General features: G+C 32.9%; 12 protein-coding genes. 9 read left to right on the forward strand and 3 right to left on the reverse strand.

All coding sequences use genetic code 11. The features are described from left to right. Positions 1-121: 121 nt before the first annotated feature. The 3 genes from rbsK to HGP29_RS21085 are packed head-to-tail and all read left to right on the forward strand — an operon-like array spanning position 122 to position 3,414. On the forward strand, positions 122-1,024 hold the full coding sequence (gene rbsK / locus HGP29_RS21075) for a ribokinase (protein ID WP_168884415.1): 903 nt from the start codon (positions 122-124) through the stop codon (positions 1,022-1,024). A 4-nt stretch (positions 1,025-1,028) separates the two neighbouring features. Further along, a complete protein-coding gene (locus HGP29_RS21080; protein ID WP_168884416.1) occupies positions 1,029-2,027 on the forward strand; it encodes a GRP family sugar transporter in 999 nt (332 codons plus the stop codon). A gap of 19 nt (positions 2,028-2,046) precedes the next feature. Then, positions 2,047-3,414: an ADP-ribosylglycohydrolase family protein gene (locus HGP29_RS21085; protein ID WP_168884417.1), complete on the forward strand. Its 1,368-nt coding sequence runs from the start codon at positions 2,047-2,049 to the stop codon at positions 3,412-3,414. A 159-nt stretch (positions 3,415-3,573) separates the two neighbouring features. Here HGP29_RS21085 and HGP29_RS21090 read toward each other — a convergent pair whose 3' ends face one another. Next, complete coding sequence (locus tag HGP29_RS21090; RefSeq protein WP_211093363.1) at positions 3,574-4,245, reverse strand: hypothetical protein; 672 nt, start codon at positions 4,243-4,245, stop codon at positions 3,574-3,576. A gap of 914 nt (positions 4,246-5,159) precedes the next feature. Here HGP29_RS21090 and HGP29_RS21095 point away from each other — a divergent pair. Together HGP29_RS21095 and HGP29_RS21100 are read left to right on the forward strand one after the other, a co-directional pair. After that, positions 5,160-5,432 (forward strand): hypothetical protein, encoded by a 273-nt coding sequence (locus HGP29_RS21095; protein WP_168884419.1) that lies wholly within the window; start codon positions 5,160-5,162, stop codon positions 5,430-5,432. Between the two features lie 160 nt (positions 5,433-5,592). Continuing rightward, entirely contained in the window at positions 5,593-6,408 is an 816-nt protein-coding gene (locus tag HGP29_RS21100) for a putative zinc-binding metallopeptidase (protein WP_168884420.1), read from the forward strand. 3 nt (positions 6,409-6,411) lie between these two features. On the opposite strand, the gene HGP29_RS21105 is transcribed toward HGP29_RS21100, so the two are convergent. Together HGP29_RS21105 and HGP29_RS21110 are read right to left on the reverse strand one after the other, a co-directional pair. Further along, positions 6,412-7,287 (reverse strand): MORN repeat-containing protein, encoded by an 876-nt coding sequence (locus HGP29_RS21105; RefSeq protein ID WP_168884421.1) that lies wholly within the window; start codon positions 7,285-7,287, stop codon positions 6,412-6,414. Position 7,288: 1 nt separating this feature from the next. Then, positions 7,289-8,101, reverse strand: a complete 813-nt coding sequence (locus HGP29_RS21110; protein ID WP_168884422.1) for a DUF2490 domain-containing protein — start codon at positions 8,099-8,101, stop codon at positions 7,289-7,291. 421 nt (positions 8,102-8,522) lie between these two features. On the opposite strand from HGP29_RS21110, the gene HGP29_RS21115 reads away from it, so the two are divergent. The 4 genes from HGP29_RS21115 to HGP29_RS21130 all read left to right on the forward strand — a co-directional run bounded on the left by HGP29_RS21115 (position 8,523) and on the right by HGP29_RS21130 (position 16,752). After that, positions 8,523-9,776 (forward strand): MFS transporter, encoded by a 1,254-nt coding sequence (locus HGP29_RS21115; RefSeq protein WP_168884423.1) that lies wholly within the window; start codon positions 8,523-8,525, stop codon positions 9,774-9,776. Positions 9,777-9,829: 53 nt separating this feature from the next. After that, on the forward strand, positions 9,830-10,603 hold the full coding sequence (locus HGP29_RS21120; protein WP_168884424.1) for a sporulation protein: 774 nt from the start codon (positions 9,830-9,832) through the stop codon (positions 10,601-10,603). A 104-nt stretch (positions 10,604-10,707) separates the two neighbouring features. Beyond that, positions 10,708-11,793: a glycoside hydrolase family 53 protein gene (locus tag HGP29_RS21125; RefSeq protein WP_168884425.1), complete on the forward strand. Its 1,086-nt coding sequence runs from the start codon at positions 10,708-10,710 to the stop codon at positions 11,791-11,793. Positions 11,794-12,063: 270 nt separating this feature from the next. Then, positions 12,064-16,752, forward strand: a complete 4,689-nt coding sequence (locus HGP29_RS21130; RefSeq protein WP_168884426.1) for a sulfatase-like hydrolase/transferase — start codon at positions 12,064-12,066, stop codon at positions 16,750-16,752. Positions 16,753-16,979 lie beyond the last annotated feature (227 nt).

Here is a 16,979-nt window from a genome sequence, read left to right on the forward strand (position 1 = left end):
CTTTTCAACTTGTTCTATTTATAATTGTAGCACAAACGATTGTACAAGACGCTTTTTTTACTAATGCGTCTTCTTTTTATATCAACAGAACAAACGATTGTGCAACTATTTGAAGTTTGAAATGAAAAAGAAAATTATTGTAATAGGTAGTTCTAATACTGATCTTGTTGCGCGAAGCAATAGATTACCAAGAGCAGGCGAAACGATTATTGGTTCACAATTTTTCCAAAATCAGGGGGGAAAAGGAGCAAACCAAGCTGTTGCTTGTGCCAAGTTAGGAGGAGAAACCACATTTATTGCTTGTGTAGGTAAAGATGATTTTGGTAAAGTGGCCAAGGAATCTTACAAAAAAGTAGGAATCAATACTGATTATATATCTTCATCTGATCAACCTACTGGAGTAGCGATGATTAATGTAGATGATCATGGAGAAAATTGTATTGTGGTGGTTCCTGGTGCGAACAATGACTTAGATATCAATCGTATTGATAAAGTAAGTCACCTTTTTAGTAAAGACACCATTGTTTTACTTCAACTAGAAGTGCCTATCAAAACCATTGAACACAGTATTGAAGTAGCTCATCAGAAAGGTGCTATGGTTATAGTAAACCCGGCACCTGCCCAAGCATTAAGTGATGAGGTTTTATCAAAAGTAAATTATATCACCCCAAATGAGACTGAATTGACTCTTTTAACTGGAGTAGAAATTAATAACGAAGAAGGATTAAAGGAAGCAGTTGAGAAATTACATCAAAAAGGGATTGAAAATGTGATTGTCACACTCGGTAGTAAAGGGTGTTATGTGTCATCAAAAGAGTTGAAAGGCTATTACGAAGCACAAAAAGTAAAAGCGGTAGATACCACAGCTGCAGGTGATGTTTTTAACGGTGCTTTCACAGCACACCTTGCAGAAAATTATCCTTTGTCAGCTTGTATTGAATTTGGAACAAGAGCAGCAACATTTTCAGTAACGAAAGCAGGTGCTCAGGCATCTATTCCATCACTAGAAGAACTTAATAATTAATATCATGTTTATAGTTGAAAGTTACTCTTTAGCAGTAATGCTATGTTTCGTGACCATGATATGTTGGGGATCGTGGGCGAATACACAAAAACTAGCTTCCCAAAAATGGAGCTTCCAATTGTATTATTGGGATTATTCAATTGGAGTTATCCTATTGTCTTTATTAATGGCTTTTACTTTAGGTTCAAGTGGAGAATTAGGGAGAGGATTTATTGATGATATAACTCAAGCTGAATCTGCTGCTTTATTCAATGCATTCTTAGGAGGTGTTATTTTTAATATTGCCAACTTGTTATTAGTTATCGCCATTGATATTACAGGAATGGCTGTGGCTTTTCCTGTAGGAATTGGCCTTGCTCTAGTAATAGGTGTGATCGATAATTACCTAAAAGATCCAAGTGCCAACCAATACATTATTTTTATAGGTGTTGTACTGATTATCACTGCAATTATTCTTAATGCATTGGCATATAGTAAATTACCGAATAAACAAAGTGGTAGCAAAAAAGGAATTATTATCGCTTTAATAGCTGGGGTTTCTATGGGCTTCTTCTATGGTTTTGTAGCGGAATCGATGAGCCTAAACTTTGAACAGCCTGAGACAGGAAAACTGACTCCATATTCGGCGCTATTTATTTTCTCTATTGGATTGTTTATCTCAAACTTCGTGTTTAATACGATAAATATGTATCAACCAATTTCAGGAGAGAAAACTTCTTACAAAGAGTACTTTTCAATGGGAACACCAAAGTTACACTTTATAGGCATTCTTGGAGGTATGATATGGGGTTTAGGCATGGGATTAAACATTTTAGCTTCCGAAAAAGCAAGCCCTGCAGTATCTTATGGATTAGGGCAGGGAGCTACCATGGTGGCCGCGTTTTGGGGTGTCTATATTTGGAAGGAATTTAAAACTGCACCAAAAGGAACAAATAAAATATTAAATCTAATGTTTCTGCTTTTTATAGTAGGCTTAGGCTTGATTGTGTATTCAAAACTATAACCAATAAATAATACATTAAATGAAAAGAATAGTAAAGTATCTTCCGATTGTTGCTTCTGTGATGGTATTTTCATCATGTTCAACAAAAGAGAATCATAAAGAGGTGATCAAGGATCCCAAATTAAATTATCATACTTCCTATACACCAAAAGAAAGTGACTTAAAGATCTCAAGATCGGAGTATAAGGATAAACTCTATGGTTTCTGGCTAGGACAATGTATTGGTAATTGGACTGGTTTAGTGACTGAGATGGATAAGATTGGAAATATCGGAGAAATTAAAACGGGTGATTTTTATACCAGAGATGATTGGGGAAAACCAGACCAACCTTCTATTTGGGGGCAAGGGGTACCTAGTGATTTGTCCGAAACAATTGATTTTGTTTTTAAAGATGAGGATGAGATATGGGGAGCAGATGATGATACAGATATTGAATATATTTACCAACATTTACTGTATACATTAGGGAAAACAATGCTATCGGGAGAGGATATTCGTAAAGGATGGATGGAACATATTCATAAAGAAGAAGAAAACTATTTATGGGTGTCGAACCAACAAGCTTTTGACCTAATGTATGATGGGGTAATTCCTCCAGCAACAGGAGATCCTAAAAACAATGAGCATTACAATATGATTGATGCTCAATTAACTACTGAAATTTTTGGTTTCTTTGCTCCATCAAGGCCAGATATTGCACTTAAAATGGCTGAGCTTCCGATACAAACTACAGCGAGAGAGGATGCACAGATTATTTCAGAATTTTATGTAAAAATGTATTCTTTAGCTTCTAAAGTAGATCAGAAGTTACCCTTGAAGCAACAAGTGCTTTGGATGGCTAAAGAGGCCAGCAAAGATATGCCAAAAGATACCTACGTTTTTAAAATGTATGAGTATGTAAAAAGCGAATATGATAAAGGTACAAAGTGGGAAGAAGTTCGAGACGGCCTTTATGAAAAATACCAAGTCAATCAAGAAGATGGTTATAATGTAACGTCACAGGAATTATACTGTAATGGTTGCTTTGCTGCTGGTATTAATTATGGAGCCAGTTTAGTTAGCTTGTTTTATGGTGAAGGTGATCTAAAAGAAACCATTAAAATTGGTAGCCTTGCAGGATGGGATTCTGATAATCCTACAGCCACATGGGCTGGTATGATTGGGTTTATGATTGGCAAAGAAGGTGTTGAACAAGCATTCAATCGTAAATTCTCAGACCGTTTTGATATTCATAGAACAAGAAAAGGATTTACCTTCGAGAATGATTCTGTAGATAACTTTAATAATATGTCCAAGATTGGAATGTTTATCGTTGACCGAGTAGTTCAAGAACAGATGAAAGGTGGTGTAGATTTAGAGAATGATCTTTGGTATATACCTCAATAAATAAAAAAAGGTAGGGTTAATAACTCTACCTTTTTTTGTCGAAAATGTTTCTTGTGATGATGTAATTTAAATAAGTATGATAATCTCTTGTGCTTTTTGTAATGAGTGATGTTTTATATAACGACCAACAAAATCTATTAATCTCCATTTATGGAAGTATTAATATAATCCACTTGATAATGCTTTTGAACAATATAAATCTATTAATTCATTGATTTCTTCTACAGAATAGTTTAAATGATCTATAGATAATTCGTAACTATTTCCATTTGTAATTAATAATAAATAGTCTCTAAAAGTTTCACCAATAGGTTTAGTATTGGCTTCTATTTTACTAATATTTTTCCAAGGGATTAATTCTTTATCTATAACTACTCCTTGGTGTGAAAGTACAACGATAGTCTTGTTCGAAAACAATAATTTTATACTCGATATACTAATGAAAACCCCAAATATTAAGGCAATAGTGGGGATGATAAAATCAATAGGGTATTCTTCCTGTAGCAATAGATAAATACCGGTTAAGCATAAAGCTAAACCAATCATTGTTTTTAGAAAAGGTTCACTATTTTTATTTTCTAACACTGTGTAAGAAGGTAAGTTCGAGTACTTAAAATAGACAGTGTTAGATTTATTATTATTACAAACCTGTTCCAATAGTTGCTTCTTTTTCGGGGAAAGAATGGCTATTTGATTCCAAAACGGATGATTATCCGTAAATATTCCAAATACCGCTACTTTTTGTTTCAGACCATTAAGATCATCTACTTTTGTATAAGCCCATAACTTCCATCTAGGGATGGCATACGCTAAATATAGTACTGCCGTCAAGATGGGAAATGTAAGGCATGTTAGTATAGTTAATATGTCGAAGTGTTTAAAAACAAATAGGAATAAAGATAATAATATATTTACTCCAACTATGATTATAAATAACATAGGATAAAGAATCTGTTTTCGTCCTTTCGACAAAGCTTGTTCAACAGATATGTAATTATTCATAGTAAATTAAGATGATGCAATTTTGATTAGTTTGTCGATTAGTAAATTAACCGGCGATGATTCAAATATATAACTCTTTTAGAAACTACGTTACATATGATTACATATCTTCACAATTGAAAACCATTATTGAAATATTCTAATTTTATTTTTCTAAATAATCATCTAAAAATTAATATTTATTTATTAAAATATTTCATATTTGTTGTTGTTCTTTGAAGGTGGAAAATGATAAAAAAGGATTGATTTGTTAAATTATAGCGAAATACTTTGGTTATGGTGTTATTCAATGTGAAACAGACATCTAAATTTCAACTTTGCCGTTTTATAAATCATCAAAACAAACATCTAAGAGAGATTATCAAAAATAAACTGTTGAATAAGAGTAGACAGTAATTATAAAGGAAGAACGATTTTTAATCAAAATCCAAAAATAAAGACTTCTTCCTAGAGAGTGAACGATTCATAAATCAAACAAACTATTTCAAAGAAGTGGTAAAGAGTACCACCATTAAATAAGTAGAATTTTTTCTCTTCTAAATAGTGTAGAACGATTAATTTATTCGATTCCACTATTTCCAGTAGTCAACTAAATAATAGGTGTATTTAATGCACAGTGATTGATCTGATTTATAGATCACACATTCTCGATTCGTTTTCGTATTGCCGAAGAGGTGATACTATGTCACACCTTCCATCTCTAAGCTTGGAAGAGTTTAGCAGTGGAGTAAATTTTAAGAATCATGCAAACTATCAAGTATTCAATTATTGAAACTGAAGATACTGTACAATTGATGAACCAAGTTCATAGTGACACTCTAGTACAAGCATTCCCAAAATCTTTTATACCAGCTATTTCATTAGCTTTAGACTTCATTAGTAATAGTATTGATGATAGGGTAATAAAAGATAAAGAACTGGATGACAGACTAATCAATTTTATTTGTCAATTAGATTCATCCAATATGAGACAATTAGACACAAATACAATGCAATCTTATTGGATTGCTTCATAAAAATGTAATACACATTTAAAATTAGTCACCTGTAAAAGGGTGGCTTTTTTTATTTCTTATTTTCTTCCTCTACAAAGAACAAATGTTTTTATATTGATGTTATTCGAATACCATCAATCTTATCACGACATCATTAATACGATACCAAATTAAATTATCCATGAAAAATCTACCTCAATTTTTAATATTACTTTTATTACCTCTTCTTCAGGTACATGCTCAGAAAAAAGAAATTGGAAAAACATTAGCGGTTTGGGAAATAAATAATGGCTCTATCAAATTAGATAAAGGAACAGTTGAAGATAATAAAGCAAAGGTGTACTGGGAGTATATGAAAAAGGTTTTACCCAATGAATTTTTGGCTCAATATGTTGTAGCATTTCGTTTATATACTGATGGGAAAGAAGAGGATTTAGGAGGGATGAATCCATTAGATGAATCGAATAAAAATTGGCAAATAGAATTAGATTATATAGATAATGACTTAACAAGTAATGATCCATCTATGTTGGAAGATATGGATCATACTATAATCCATGAGTTTGGACATTTATTATCTTTGAATATTCAGCAGGTAGAACCAACGGAGGATAAATATCAAGATGACGAAAGAGGTTATTTAACAACAGAAGGTTATGCCAAAAAAGACAGTTATCTTGGTTTATATGTTGCTGAATTTTGGAAAGGTGATTTACTCTTGGAATGGGATGAAATAGCGATGAAAGGATCCCGAAGAAGACAAAAATTTTTATTAGGCTTTTATGATAATTACCAAGATCAGTTTATCAATGACTATGCTGTAGAATCGCCGGAGGAAGACTTTGCAGAATCTTGGTCTTATTTTATTTTGAATGAAAAAAATGAAGCCACTTCCATCAAAGATAAAAAGATAAATTTCTTTTATCAATTTCCCGATTTAGTGGCTTACAGAACTGAGATGAGACAACATTTAAAGTCCCTCAATATGGATGATTAATATCTATTTAGTGAGTTTCTTATTTTTCGGTTTATCTTTTTTCCAGATGCCCTCAAATATTACTTCGTTTTTATCATTAAATAAAACACCAAAACCTTCTCTTAAATTATTACTCCAGAACCCTTCATATCTTTCTCCACTTTTGAAAAAATAGACGCCAAAACCGTCTCTTATACCAGCTTTATAATTTCCTTCAAAGCGGTCACCATTTTCCCAGGTATAAACACCTTGTCCATTTCTTCTATTGTTTTCCCAAAGTCCTTCATAGAAACCTGTTTTTTCAAAAACCGCATACCCAAAACCATGAGCATTCCCATTAAATACCTCACCAATGTATTTAATCTCAGCTCCATCATAATTTTGAATATCGAGTCTTTCAATGTCTTTATTTTGAGAGACTAATTCTTTCTGAAGGTTTTTAATAGTTTTCTTATTCTTTTGAAGGTCAAGCTCAAGTTTTCCTTTATCCGATGTGAGTAGGTGATTTGTAGTTTTATACACATTAATACTATCAAATAATTCCACTTGATTTTGCTTTAGTCGATAGATATATTTTTGGTTGGTGTAATACCGTTTTTCAAGCTCATTGATTTTTTCGAAAGGTACTTTTTGGTCTTCGATGAAACGCAATGCATTTTCTGTATAACTATCCGATTGATAAATGCTATCGACTTTATGATACAATGATAGAGCAGTATCGTATTGATGAGCAATCAATAATGAATCTGCAGTGGTTTTTAAAGTGAGTACTTTATATTCAAGATCCTCTTTTTCTAGTGTCTTTATTTTGATATGCAGTTGATCTATATGCTCAGAAACATAAAGAGAAATAATGGATAGAATAAAACATAACGGGATGATAATTAGTATCTTTTTCATATTAATATCCAAGGTTAATTTTAGGCATTTTGTTACTGTTTTTTCTAGTATCTAGACCAATAAAGATATTGAACCTAAGAATGTGAGATTCTTTATATTGGTATCCAGAACTCTTTTGTCCTAACGTCCACATATGACCTGCAAAGAATGTGATTTGGTTGTTTAGGACGTAACCAAACCCATTGTATGTTCTAAAGTCTTCAAATGGATTATAGGCAATCGAAGCCCCAGAATGCATAAAGATTTCGAAACTAGGGGAGAAATAAAGTGTATTCTTTTCTATCTTCTTTTTATTGATTGGAATGTAGGCAAACATCTTATACCTATATCTATTGGTATAATCATGCTCTGCACCGATATTATTATCTCTTTTCCAACGGTGTTCAAATCTAAATTGATGATAGATTTTTACTCTACCCATCATAGGCATTTTTAAGAGCCATTGGTGCCAGATTCTATGTTCAATAGTATATGGTTCATATTGGTCACTACCAGGTTCCGGAGAAAAATTCACCACCATAGTAGGTCCAATTACAGCCTCAAAATAATCATTAAAGAAAATATTAAGACCTGCTCTATTGTAGATTTGTCTTGGTCTACCATAGAATGAATTAACATCATCAAGATCATTTCTCACCCTATAATGATGCTCACCATAGTAACCAAGTTTCTCAGAAAACCTGACTTTAATGTATGCACCCGTCCATATTCCAGTTTCCTCTAAACTAGACTCTGGGGCATCTTGTCCATACGTATAAATTGTAGATAATAAACTAATTAAAATTAGAATGAATCTTGGTAGTTTTTTTAGCATATTAATTAATGAAGTTAGACAGTCGTTAAGTTTAGGAGTTCAACTTTGTGAAGAGTGTATTGGTTGAAGTTTAAATAATCATTGTATCAGAAATTGAATAGCAACGATCTATACAAATGTATTGTTGTTCGATAGATATTTGATTGTGAAGAGTGTTTTTTTACAATATTTTTTGTTTTCAGTTAGTAAGCTTTTACATGATAAAATTTCATGATAATCACCTTTTTATTGTTAAAAATAAATCAAAACGCCTTGTATGTTTTGTTATGTTTTGAATACATGCAAAATAGTTGAATAATGTAAGATCTGATATGTTAATTTTTTTATGACGCAATAACATTCATATTAAAATTTTCAGCAATATGCTGTCTATCAATACTCTTTTCATTAACTTATATCATCACCCAAAGTAAATTATTGTATGACCCAAAATACTACGTTTAAGAAAGATATTCTTTATTGGAGATTTTCTGCTTATGGTTTTCTTAAGAATCTCAGGTTTTTTGACCCTTTTATGATTATCTATCTCTCCGGAATAGGGGTGAGTTATACTCAGATTGGAGTGTTATACGGTATTCGAAAGTTAGTGGCATTTTTCTTAGAAGTACCTACAGGGATTTTAGCGGACAAAATGGGAAGGAAGCAGTCATTGTCATTAGCTTTTTTAGCTTACATTATCTCTTTTCTTATCATCTACCTTTACCCTAATTTCTATCTTCTGATCTTATCATTTACCTTTTTTGGTTTGGCAGAAACATTAAGAAGTGGTACACATAAGGCGATTATCCTATCATATTTAGAAATTAAAGGATGGGAAGATCAAAAGGCAGATTATTTTGGACATACAAGAGGTTGGGCTCAAATGGGGAGTGCTATCTCATCTTTGGTGGCAGGGGTGTTGGTTTTCAATACAGAGCATTTCAATAACATCTTTCTATTTTCCATTGTACCATATGTCATCAACTTCTTTAATATCATTACCTACCCAAAAGAATTGAATACAGGAAAAGCATCTAAGAAAAAGAAAACAGAAAGTTTTAATTCAGAAATGTTGACTGCGTTAAAAAATCCACACTTAATAAAGGTTATAGGGAATTCTACAACATTGGCTTCATTTCTTGGTGCAGTAAAAGATTTTATCCAACCAATAATGGCCACGTTTGCTTTGTCTTTAGTCTTTATTAAAGACATAGGTTCAGAGCATCAAAGGATAGGTATAGTCGTGGGGGTACTTTATTTTATTATCTATTTTCTGAATTCAACAACATCGATTAATGCGAAAAAAATTACAAAGGGCTTTAGTGATCAACCTTCTTATATTACAGTTACATTAATTGCAGGCTTGGTGGTAGGGATCTGTTCTGGTATCTTTTATGAATTCAATTTTGTGGTATTGTCACTAATTTCTTTTTCTCTTCTTTATATCATAGATAGTTTAAGAAAACCATTTATTTTTTCTTATATCATGGATGATACACCTTCTGATATGACTACTACCTTTTTATCTATTCAATCTTTTGTTAGTACCATTGCTACCGCTGTACTTTCATTTTTGTTTGGGTATTTGGCAGACCATTTTTCTATTGGAGAGGCATTAGTGATCGTAGGAATAATGCTTTTAGTGTTATACCTCACAGTACTGATGTTTTATCACAAAAATAAGAAGAAGAGTTAGAATCCATTTAGAAAAGATGTAAATTCAATTGAGTAATAAATTAAACAAACGATATGTCATTTTTTAAGAAAGCTCTTGCCAGTGTAGGAATTGGGAGTTTAAAAGTCGATACCATTTTTGATAAAGAACAAGTTCACGCCGGAGAACAGATAACAGGTAAAGTGTACTTGAAATCTGGAAATGTAGACCAGAATATCAATAAAATTGAAATTAGATTATATGCTCATGTTTATATCAAAGATGAGGATACTGAGAATAATAGAGCACATCAAGAAATTGAGCTATGGCGTTATGCTATCGCAGACTCATTTACCATCAAAAAAGAGGTCGATGAGGTGTTTGAATTTGATTTGAAGTTACCAAATGATGTACCCGTTTCTTTTGGTGATTCTAAAGTATACATGAAAACATTAGTTGATATCGATAATGCCATTGATAAATCTGACCGTGATGATTTATTAATAGCTCCTCATCCGTTGCAGGAGCAATGTATGCATGCATTTGAGGAATTAGGTTTGTACTTAGCAGAGACCGAATGCGAAAGAGCAGGCTATGGAATTCCTACTGAACTTCCTGTCGTCCAAGAGTTGGAGTTTAAGCCTAATGGAGGTCATTTCAGAGGAAAAATTGACGAACTGGAAGTGATGTTTATTGCCGCTGAAGATAAATTATATGTATTATTAGAAATAGACAAAAGAGGGAATTGGTTGCAAGAAATGGCTGGCTATGATGAAAGGAACTTTAAATTGGTTTTACATATGTCCAAACATTATTCACAACAAAAACTTGTCGAGATGTTTTATCAAATAATTACAGAGAATATTTAGTAGTAAATGCTTGGTAAGATGTTGAATAATAATCTTATCAAGCATTTAAATCTATTGTATTTTATAAAACAGAAAGGTAGACTCTATTTATTACCTTGCAGATAATGAAAGCTATTAAAAATATATACTTAATTTACCTACTCCTCTTTTCTTTACTTGTATCATGTAAAGATAGTACTGAAAATGAAGTCGAAGAGGAAGAGACAACAAACAAAATTTCAGCTGTTGATATTTCAAATTACCCTGAAATTGAACTGACCAACCCTGTATTTTATAATGAAGAGGGCACTGAAATTAACTTCTTATCTTACTTAAGTGATCATGGAGTAAACACAGTGCGTTTAAGATTGTGGGTTGATCCTGTTTCTAATCATTCTACTTTTGATGAAGTACAACGTTTTTCTCAAGAGTTAAAAGGAATGGGTTTTAAAATATGGTTGACAGTACATTACTCTGATACTTGGGCTGACCCTGGACATCAGGAAACTCCAGAACGTTGGAAAAACCTGTCTTACGAAGCATTAAAAGACAGTGTTTATGAATATACTTCTTCCATTGTAAATACAATGTCACCAGAGTACATTCAAGTTGGTAATGAAATCAATACTGGAATATTACATCCAATAGGCACCCTTCAAAATATGGAACAGTTCAAAGGATTACTGAAATCGGGAATCAAAGCTGTTCGAGACCAAAATACCAATACCAAAATTATTTTACATTACGCAGGTATAGAAGGATCCGACTGGTTTTTTAATGAGATGTATGGACTTGATTACGATATCATTGGTTTATCATATTATCCATTATGGCATGGAAAGTCATTATCCAACCTTAGTTCAACCTTATCAAGTTTAGCCTCATCTTATGATAAAGATGTTCTGGTGGCTGAGACCGCTTATGCATTTACTTTAGGTTGGAATGATTGGACGAATAATATTATTGGTAGTGATGACCAATTGATTACACCGGATTACCCTTCAAGTGCGGAAGGTCAAAAGGCTTTTATAAAAGAAATCAGAACGCTTTCTACAGCTAAAGAATATACTTTAGGTTTTTGTTACTGGGGAGCAGAATTAATTGCTTGGAAAGGTACAGAAGCTACTGATGGTTCTTCTTGGGAAAACCAGGCGTTGTTTGATTTTGATAATAAGGCCTTACCTGTAATTGAAGAATTTAAAATTAAATAAGATAAAAAATCAGTACTCATTTGATATATAACTGCAGTATTTTTCATTGAAAATACCACTTTATAGGTTTGTATTCTTCTTCTTTGTGCATTCAGTAAACCAATATAAAATTCATAATAGAGAATAGAGTAATCTCATTTTGACCTAAACTAACCCTTCATTAACTTCTATTTATACAAATACAACTTTTTATATCTCAATCCGCGATATTCATTTTTGAAGTCGTGTAAAATATACGCCTAATATTTTTTGTTTACTTACTGAACACAAATGAGAAGATTATTACTATTTACTATCATTTTTATAATGAGGCTGACGTCTATTTATGCCGATACATGGTATGTAAAGGCTGATGGTACCGATGCAGCTGAAAATGGAACTCAAGAAGCTCCTTTTCAGACGATCTCATATGCTATTGCTCAGGCATCAAATGATGATATCATCCATATTATTGGAACAGTGATAGAGTATGGAATTACTATCAATAAATCTATAACTATTGAGGGAGATGCACCACTCACTTCTATAGTTCAAGGAAATATTGAATCACCTTTTGTACGTTTAGAGAATGGTGAAGTACCTGCTTCAAACCAACGTATTTTTACTATGTCTCAAAATGAGCAAATAGTAACTTTTAGAAATCTTACCATAAAGTATGGTTTTGAAGGGGGGCAAGCAGGAGCAATTTATAACAACAAATTGAACTCTCAATTAACGGTTGAAAATTGTAATTTTATTGAAAACTATGCAAAAAGCCAAGGTGGAGCTATTTCTACAAACAGAGAGCTAACAGTAAAAAATTCCTCGTTTATTAATAACAAGAGTGCCACACACAGTGGAGCTATTAATAATAACTCGAACCTAATCCCATTAGTGATCGAAAATTGCCTTTTTTATGGTAACGTTGCAGGTGGTACTGGTACGGGAGCTTCAGTTAGAGCAAATGCTAAAGAAGTCACTTTCTTAAATAACACCTTTGCTTATAATTCTACTGAGGCGGTCAATAAATCTGCTGGAATCAACTTATATTCAGCTTTAAGTGATGATGATAAAGCAAATAATAGAACTATTGTAGTGAACATGCATAACAATATTCTTTTTAATAATATTGTGGGTGATGACGTAAGAGCCGATGGAGAAGATATTGTTATCTCAAACGAGGCGGATACAGATTTTAATGTAAGTGGTAATATCATTTCATATGTTCACTCAGCTTCTGATAGAGCACCTTTTGAAAACGGGACAAATTATTTGCAGAAAGCACAAGTAGCCGAGTCAGCTTTAAAATTTGGTGAGTTGCAGCAAGCTGAAAATGGCTTATATATTTTACCAATTTATAATACCTCTTTGGCTGATGCATCAGGAACTGCATCAGGTACTATTACTGATGCAATAGGTCAAACAAAATCGAATAATGATATTGGACATTTAGGAGTAGGATCTTTAGCATTACCACCAATATTTATCACTGACCCATTTCAAAATTACCCTGAAAATCAAGAGAAGTTAACTTTACAAACACTATCTCCCAATAATAATGTTTCTTATGAGATTACAGGTGGTGAGGATCAGACCTCTTTTAATTTGTCTTCAGAAGGGGAACTATCATTTGTAACTACCCCAAGTGTAGATATAGCTGCAGATCATGATGGAGATAATGTTTATAAGGTTGAAATAACAATCACAGAGGGTGATCTTTCAACTACAGAATTATTTGAATTAAGTATTGTTGGAGCGAAGTTAAATGTAGTGATGATCGTTCTCGATGATCTAAATGATTACATTGGCTTTATGGGTGGTTATCTAAAAACAAAGACACCTAACATTGATAAATTGGCGACACAAGGTGTTTCATTTATGAATGCTCATTCCAACGCTCCTCTATGTGATCCATCAAGAGCCTCTTTCTTGAATGGTATATTACCTATGACTTCACAGCATTTTGGTACAGGTGGTAGTAACTGGAAGAATAACCCAGTACTAAAGGAATCAAAATTGATTTCAGAATACTTTATGGATAATGGTTACACCACTTACAAAACAGGTAAGATTACTCACTCTACCTCAGGTGAAGATAAATGGTGGGATTATGTACATGAGGATTCTCAAGATTATGGTCCAGTTGCTTATAATGGAAAAAGTGGAGCTATTCACTCAAGTTCTATTCACCAAATGGCAGATGTCGGTGGTTCGTTAGACGGTGTTTACGGAAGACTTTCTGATATTCCAACTGCAATGAGACATCAAACATTAGATGACAATTCTGGATTTGATAGATTAATTGAAGGATGGTACAGTACTATTACAGGAGAGAAATTTAATTACGTTTCTGAAGAGGACAGAGATCTTATGCCCGATGAGAAAAATACAGACTGGGCTGTTGAGCATATCAATGCTTTATCCGATGCAGATAGTGAAGACCCTTTTTTTATGGCAGTCGGAATCATTCGTCCCCATTCGCCTTTTGTAGTGCCAGACAAATATTTTGATATGTTCCCCTTAGAGAGCATTGAACTTCCAAAGATCTATTTAGATGACAGAGAAGATTTTACTTATGACCGTACGAATAGAGGACATGAGATTGTTGATGCTCTAGAACATAGTCATATCGATAAGAATGAAGGATTAAAAAGGTATTTCCAAGGCTACTTAGCAAGTGTTGCTTTTGCTGATGAAATGGTCGGTAAAGTTGTTGATGCTGTAGAGAATAGTAAGTACAAAGACAATACAGTGATCATGTTATTTAGCGATCATGGTTATTTGATGGGAGAAAAAGATTATTCTCACAAGAATAATCTTTGGGAACATTCGACTAGAGTTCCATTGATCATTAAATCACCTATCCATAAAAATACACATGGCGGAAAAGTAAATCACCCAGTATCATTGGTAGATATTTATCCTACATTGCAAGATTTATGTTCACTAACTGGAGATACAAAGTTTAGTGAAGCTGGAGCTGATTTAGACGGTAATAGTTTAAAGCCTTTCCTTTTTGATGTTAACTCTTCGGACTTTACAGGAGATGAAGTAGCTTTATCGGTAATAGGTAATTGGTTCTATAAAACTTCAGACCGTCAAAACTATGGTATAAAGAGTCAAAGGTTCCGTTATATTAATCGTTATGATGGCCAAGACGAATTGTATGATCACAAATATGACCAAGATGAATTTATCAATGTAATTGATGATCCTGCATATGTAGAAGTATTGGCTGCTTTCCAAAAGAAGATGGAATACAAACTACGTCCGGATTATGCTTTAAATGATCATTTAGAAAATTTAGATCTTGCTTATGAAAAGAGTGATAATTGGAAATCATTCTCTAAAGATTGGGGTGTACCTATTGAAAATGATGGATCTTTAGTACAAAGAGTTAATGCAGGAGTTTCAGAAAACTTTATCACTTACGAAGTGACCAACCCTGGAGTATTAACTGTCGAGACTTGGGTTCCCTATAAATCTGTATTGAATGAGGATACAGGAAAATGGCAAAATATCCCAGTTGAATATGGTACATGGAAAGTTTATTATTCTACTGACAACTCAACTTGGGAAGAAATGATGACCAATGAAATCGTTGGTAGCTATACTTGGGATAGTAATATCTATACCTATGAAAATATGACTGATTTCCCTGAAGGAACAAAATATATTAAAATTGTTTTAGAAGGAGATGGAGAAGATCATGCTGCTGCATTATTAGGAAGTGTTCGTATCTATAAAGCAGAAGATCGTAATATGATCATGGATCTAGATAATATTGTCGTAGATGTTGATGAATCAATTTTCGAAATCGAAAGTAAAAGGTACAGAACAAGCAGTACTATTTTGCCAATTAAGGCGGATGACTTTTCTTCATCTGAAAAATACTTCCAAAAATCAGATAATACTTACTTAACAGATGATGATGGTAAAGATTTTCATCAGGATGGTAAAAGGTTAGTGAGAAGCTCAACTGAAGATGCTTTTGTGATTTATGAAGTAGAAAATATCGGAGCGATTAGAGTTGAAGCAGTAGAATTGCATAGTTCGGGAACTTATATCGCGAACAATGATACAGTACTAAAAGATTATCAAATTGAAGTACTTGTCTCACAGGATAATAACACTTATCAATCATTAGAAATGCGTTCTATCTCATTATTCATCAATGATATTATCAATGCCGAAGGAGTAATAGATCAATATAGACATTCTCATAAATTTGCATTTGTATCTAATAAGGAAATTCCTGAGGGGACTAAGTATGTGAAGATTCTTATGAAAAATGGAGTTGAAAATGAAAGTCCTTCCAATTGGAGTTTTCAACTTAATGGAGTGTATTTCTATTCAGATTATTTAGTTCCTGGTTCAGAATCATCTGCTCCAAATGATATTGTGAAATTGGATCAGACGATAACAATAGATCCAATTGGAGATAAAAAGACAACAGATGCTGATTTTGAGTTGGTAGCTTCAACTTCATCAAATCTTGAGTTAGCCTATGCAATTGAAGGTCCTGCTTCTTTAGATGGAACAACTATAACTCTAACTGGAGCTGAAGGAACGGTTAAAATTACTGTTTCTCAATTAGGTAATGAAGAATACAATGCCGCTTCTGAGATAGTAACTTTTAATGTTTCAAAGGAGGAAGTAACAGTACCAGAAACTCCTGAAAATCCGGAAGTACCTGTCGATGATGAAGACCCAATTGAAGATGGAACACCAAGTGATGATAATCCAATTCTTGATGCTGAAATTGATATCCAGGATGTTTCACTTTTCCCAATTCCTGCTTCAAATGTGCTCTATATCAATGGTTTACCGTATGAAGTTGATATAATGGTCGTGAACTTAGTGGGGCAGGTGGTGATGACTACCAAAGCTCAAGATGTGATTGATATCAGCCAATTACTAAATGGTATCTACTTTATCAAATTAGGTAATTTGGGTAGCTTGAGGTTTATCAAAAACTAAAGAATAAACATTTATATTATAAATCCTGAGTTAAACATTTTCGTTTAGCTCAGGATTTTTTGTTTTATATCTTTTTGTAGGATAACGTTAACGAAATCAGAATTTTAATACGAAATAAGAAAATAATTAAATTAACATTACATAATGCTTGGTTCTTATTTAGAATAATTCTAGATTAGCAATGTGATCAAAAATAAAGTTCACAAACTTTTCACGTGACAGTGAAA

Origin of the sequence: Flammeovirga agarivorans (assembly GCF_012641475.1) — a bacterium.
Classification (GTDB): Bacteria; Bacteroidota; Bacteroidia; order Cytophagales; family Flammeovirgaceae; genus Flammeovirga; species Flammeovirga agarivorans.

Excerpts from the sequence above, each read along its gene's own strand:
- rbsK (WP_168884415.1), top strand. The coding sequence starts at position 122 with ATGAAAAAGAAAATTATTGTAATAGGTAGTTCTAATACTGATCTTGTT.
- HGP29_RS21080 (WP_168884416.1), top strand. The coding sequence starts at position 1,029 with ATGTTTATAGTTGAAAGTTACTCTTTAGCAGTAATGCTATGTTTCGTG.
- HGP29_RS21085 (WP_168884417.1), top strand. The coding sequence starts at position 2,047 with ATGAAAAGAATAGTAAAGTATCTTCCGATTGTTGCTTCTGTGATGGTA.
- HGP29_RS21095 (WP_168884419.1), top strand. The coding sequence starts at position 5,160 with ATGCAAACTATCAAGTATTCAATTATTGAAACTGAAGATACTGTACAA.
- HGP29_RS21100 (WP_168884420.1), top strand. The coding sequence starts at position 5,593 with ATGAAAAATCTACCTCAATTTTTAATATTACTTTTATTACCTCTTCTT.
- HGP29_RS21105 (WP_168884421.1), bottom strand. The coding sequence starts at position 7,287 with ATGAAAAAGATACTAATTATCATCCCGTTATGTTTTATTCTATCCATT.
- HGP29_RS21110 (WP_168884422.1), bottom strand. The coding sequence starts at position 8,101 with ATGCTAAAAAAACTACCAAGATTCATTCTAATTTTAATTAGTTTATTA.
- HGP29_RS21115 (WP_168884423.1), top strand. The coding sequence starts at position 8,523 with ATGACCCAAAATACTACGTTTAAGAAAGATATTCTTTATTGGAGATTT.
- HGP29_RS21120 (WP_168884424.1), top strand. The coding sequence starts at position 9,830 with ATGTCATTTTTTAAGAAAGCTCTTGCCAGTGTAGGAATTGGGAGTTTA.
- HGP29_RS21125 (WP_168884425.1), top strand. The coding sequence starts at position 10,708 with ATGAAAGCTATTAAAAATATATACTTAATTTACCTACTCCTCTTTTCT.
- HGP29_RS21130 (WP_168884426.1), top strand. The coding sequence starts at position 12,064 with ATGAGAAGATTATTACTATTTACTATCATTTTTATAATGAGGCTGACG.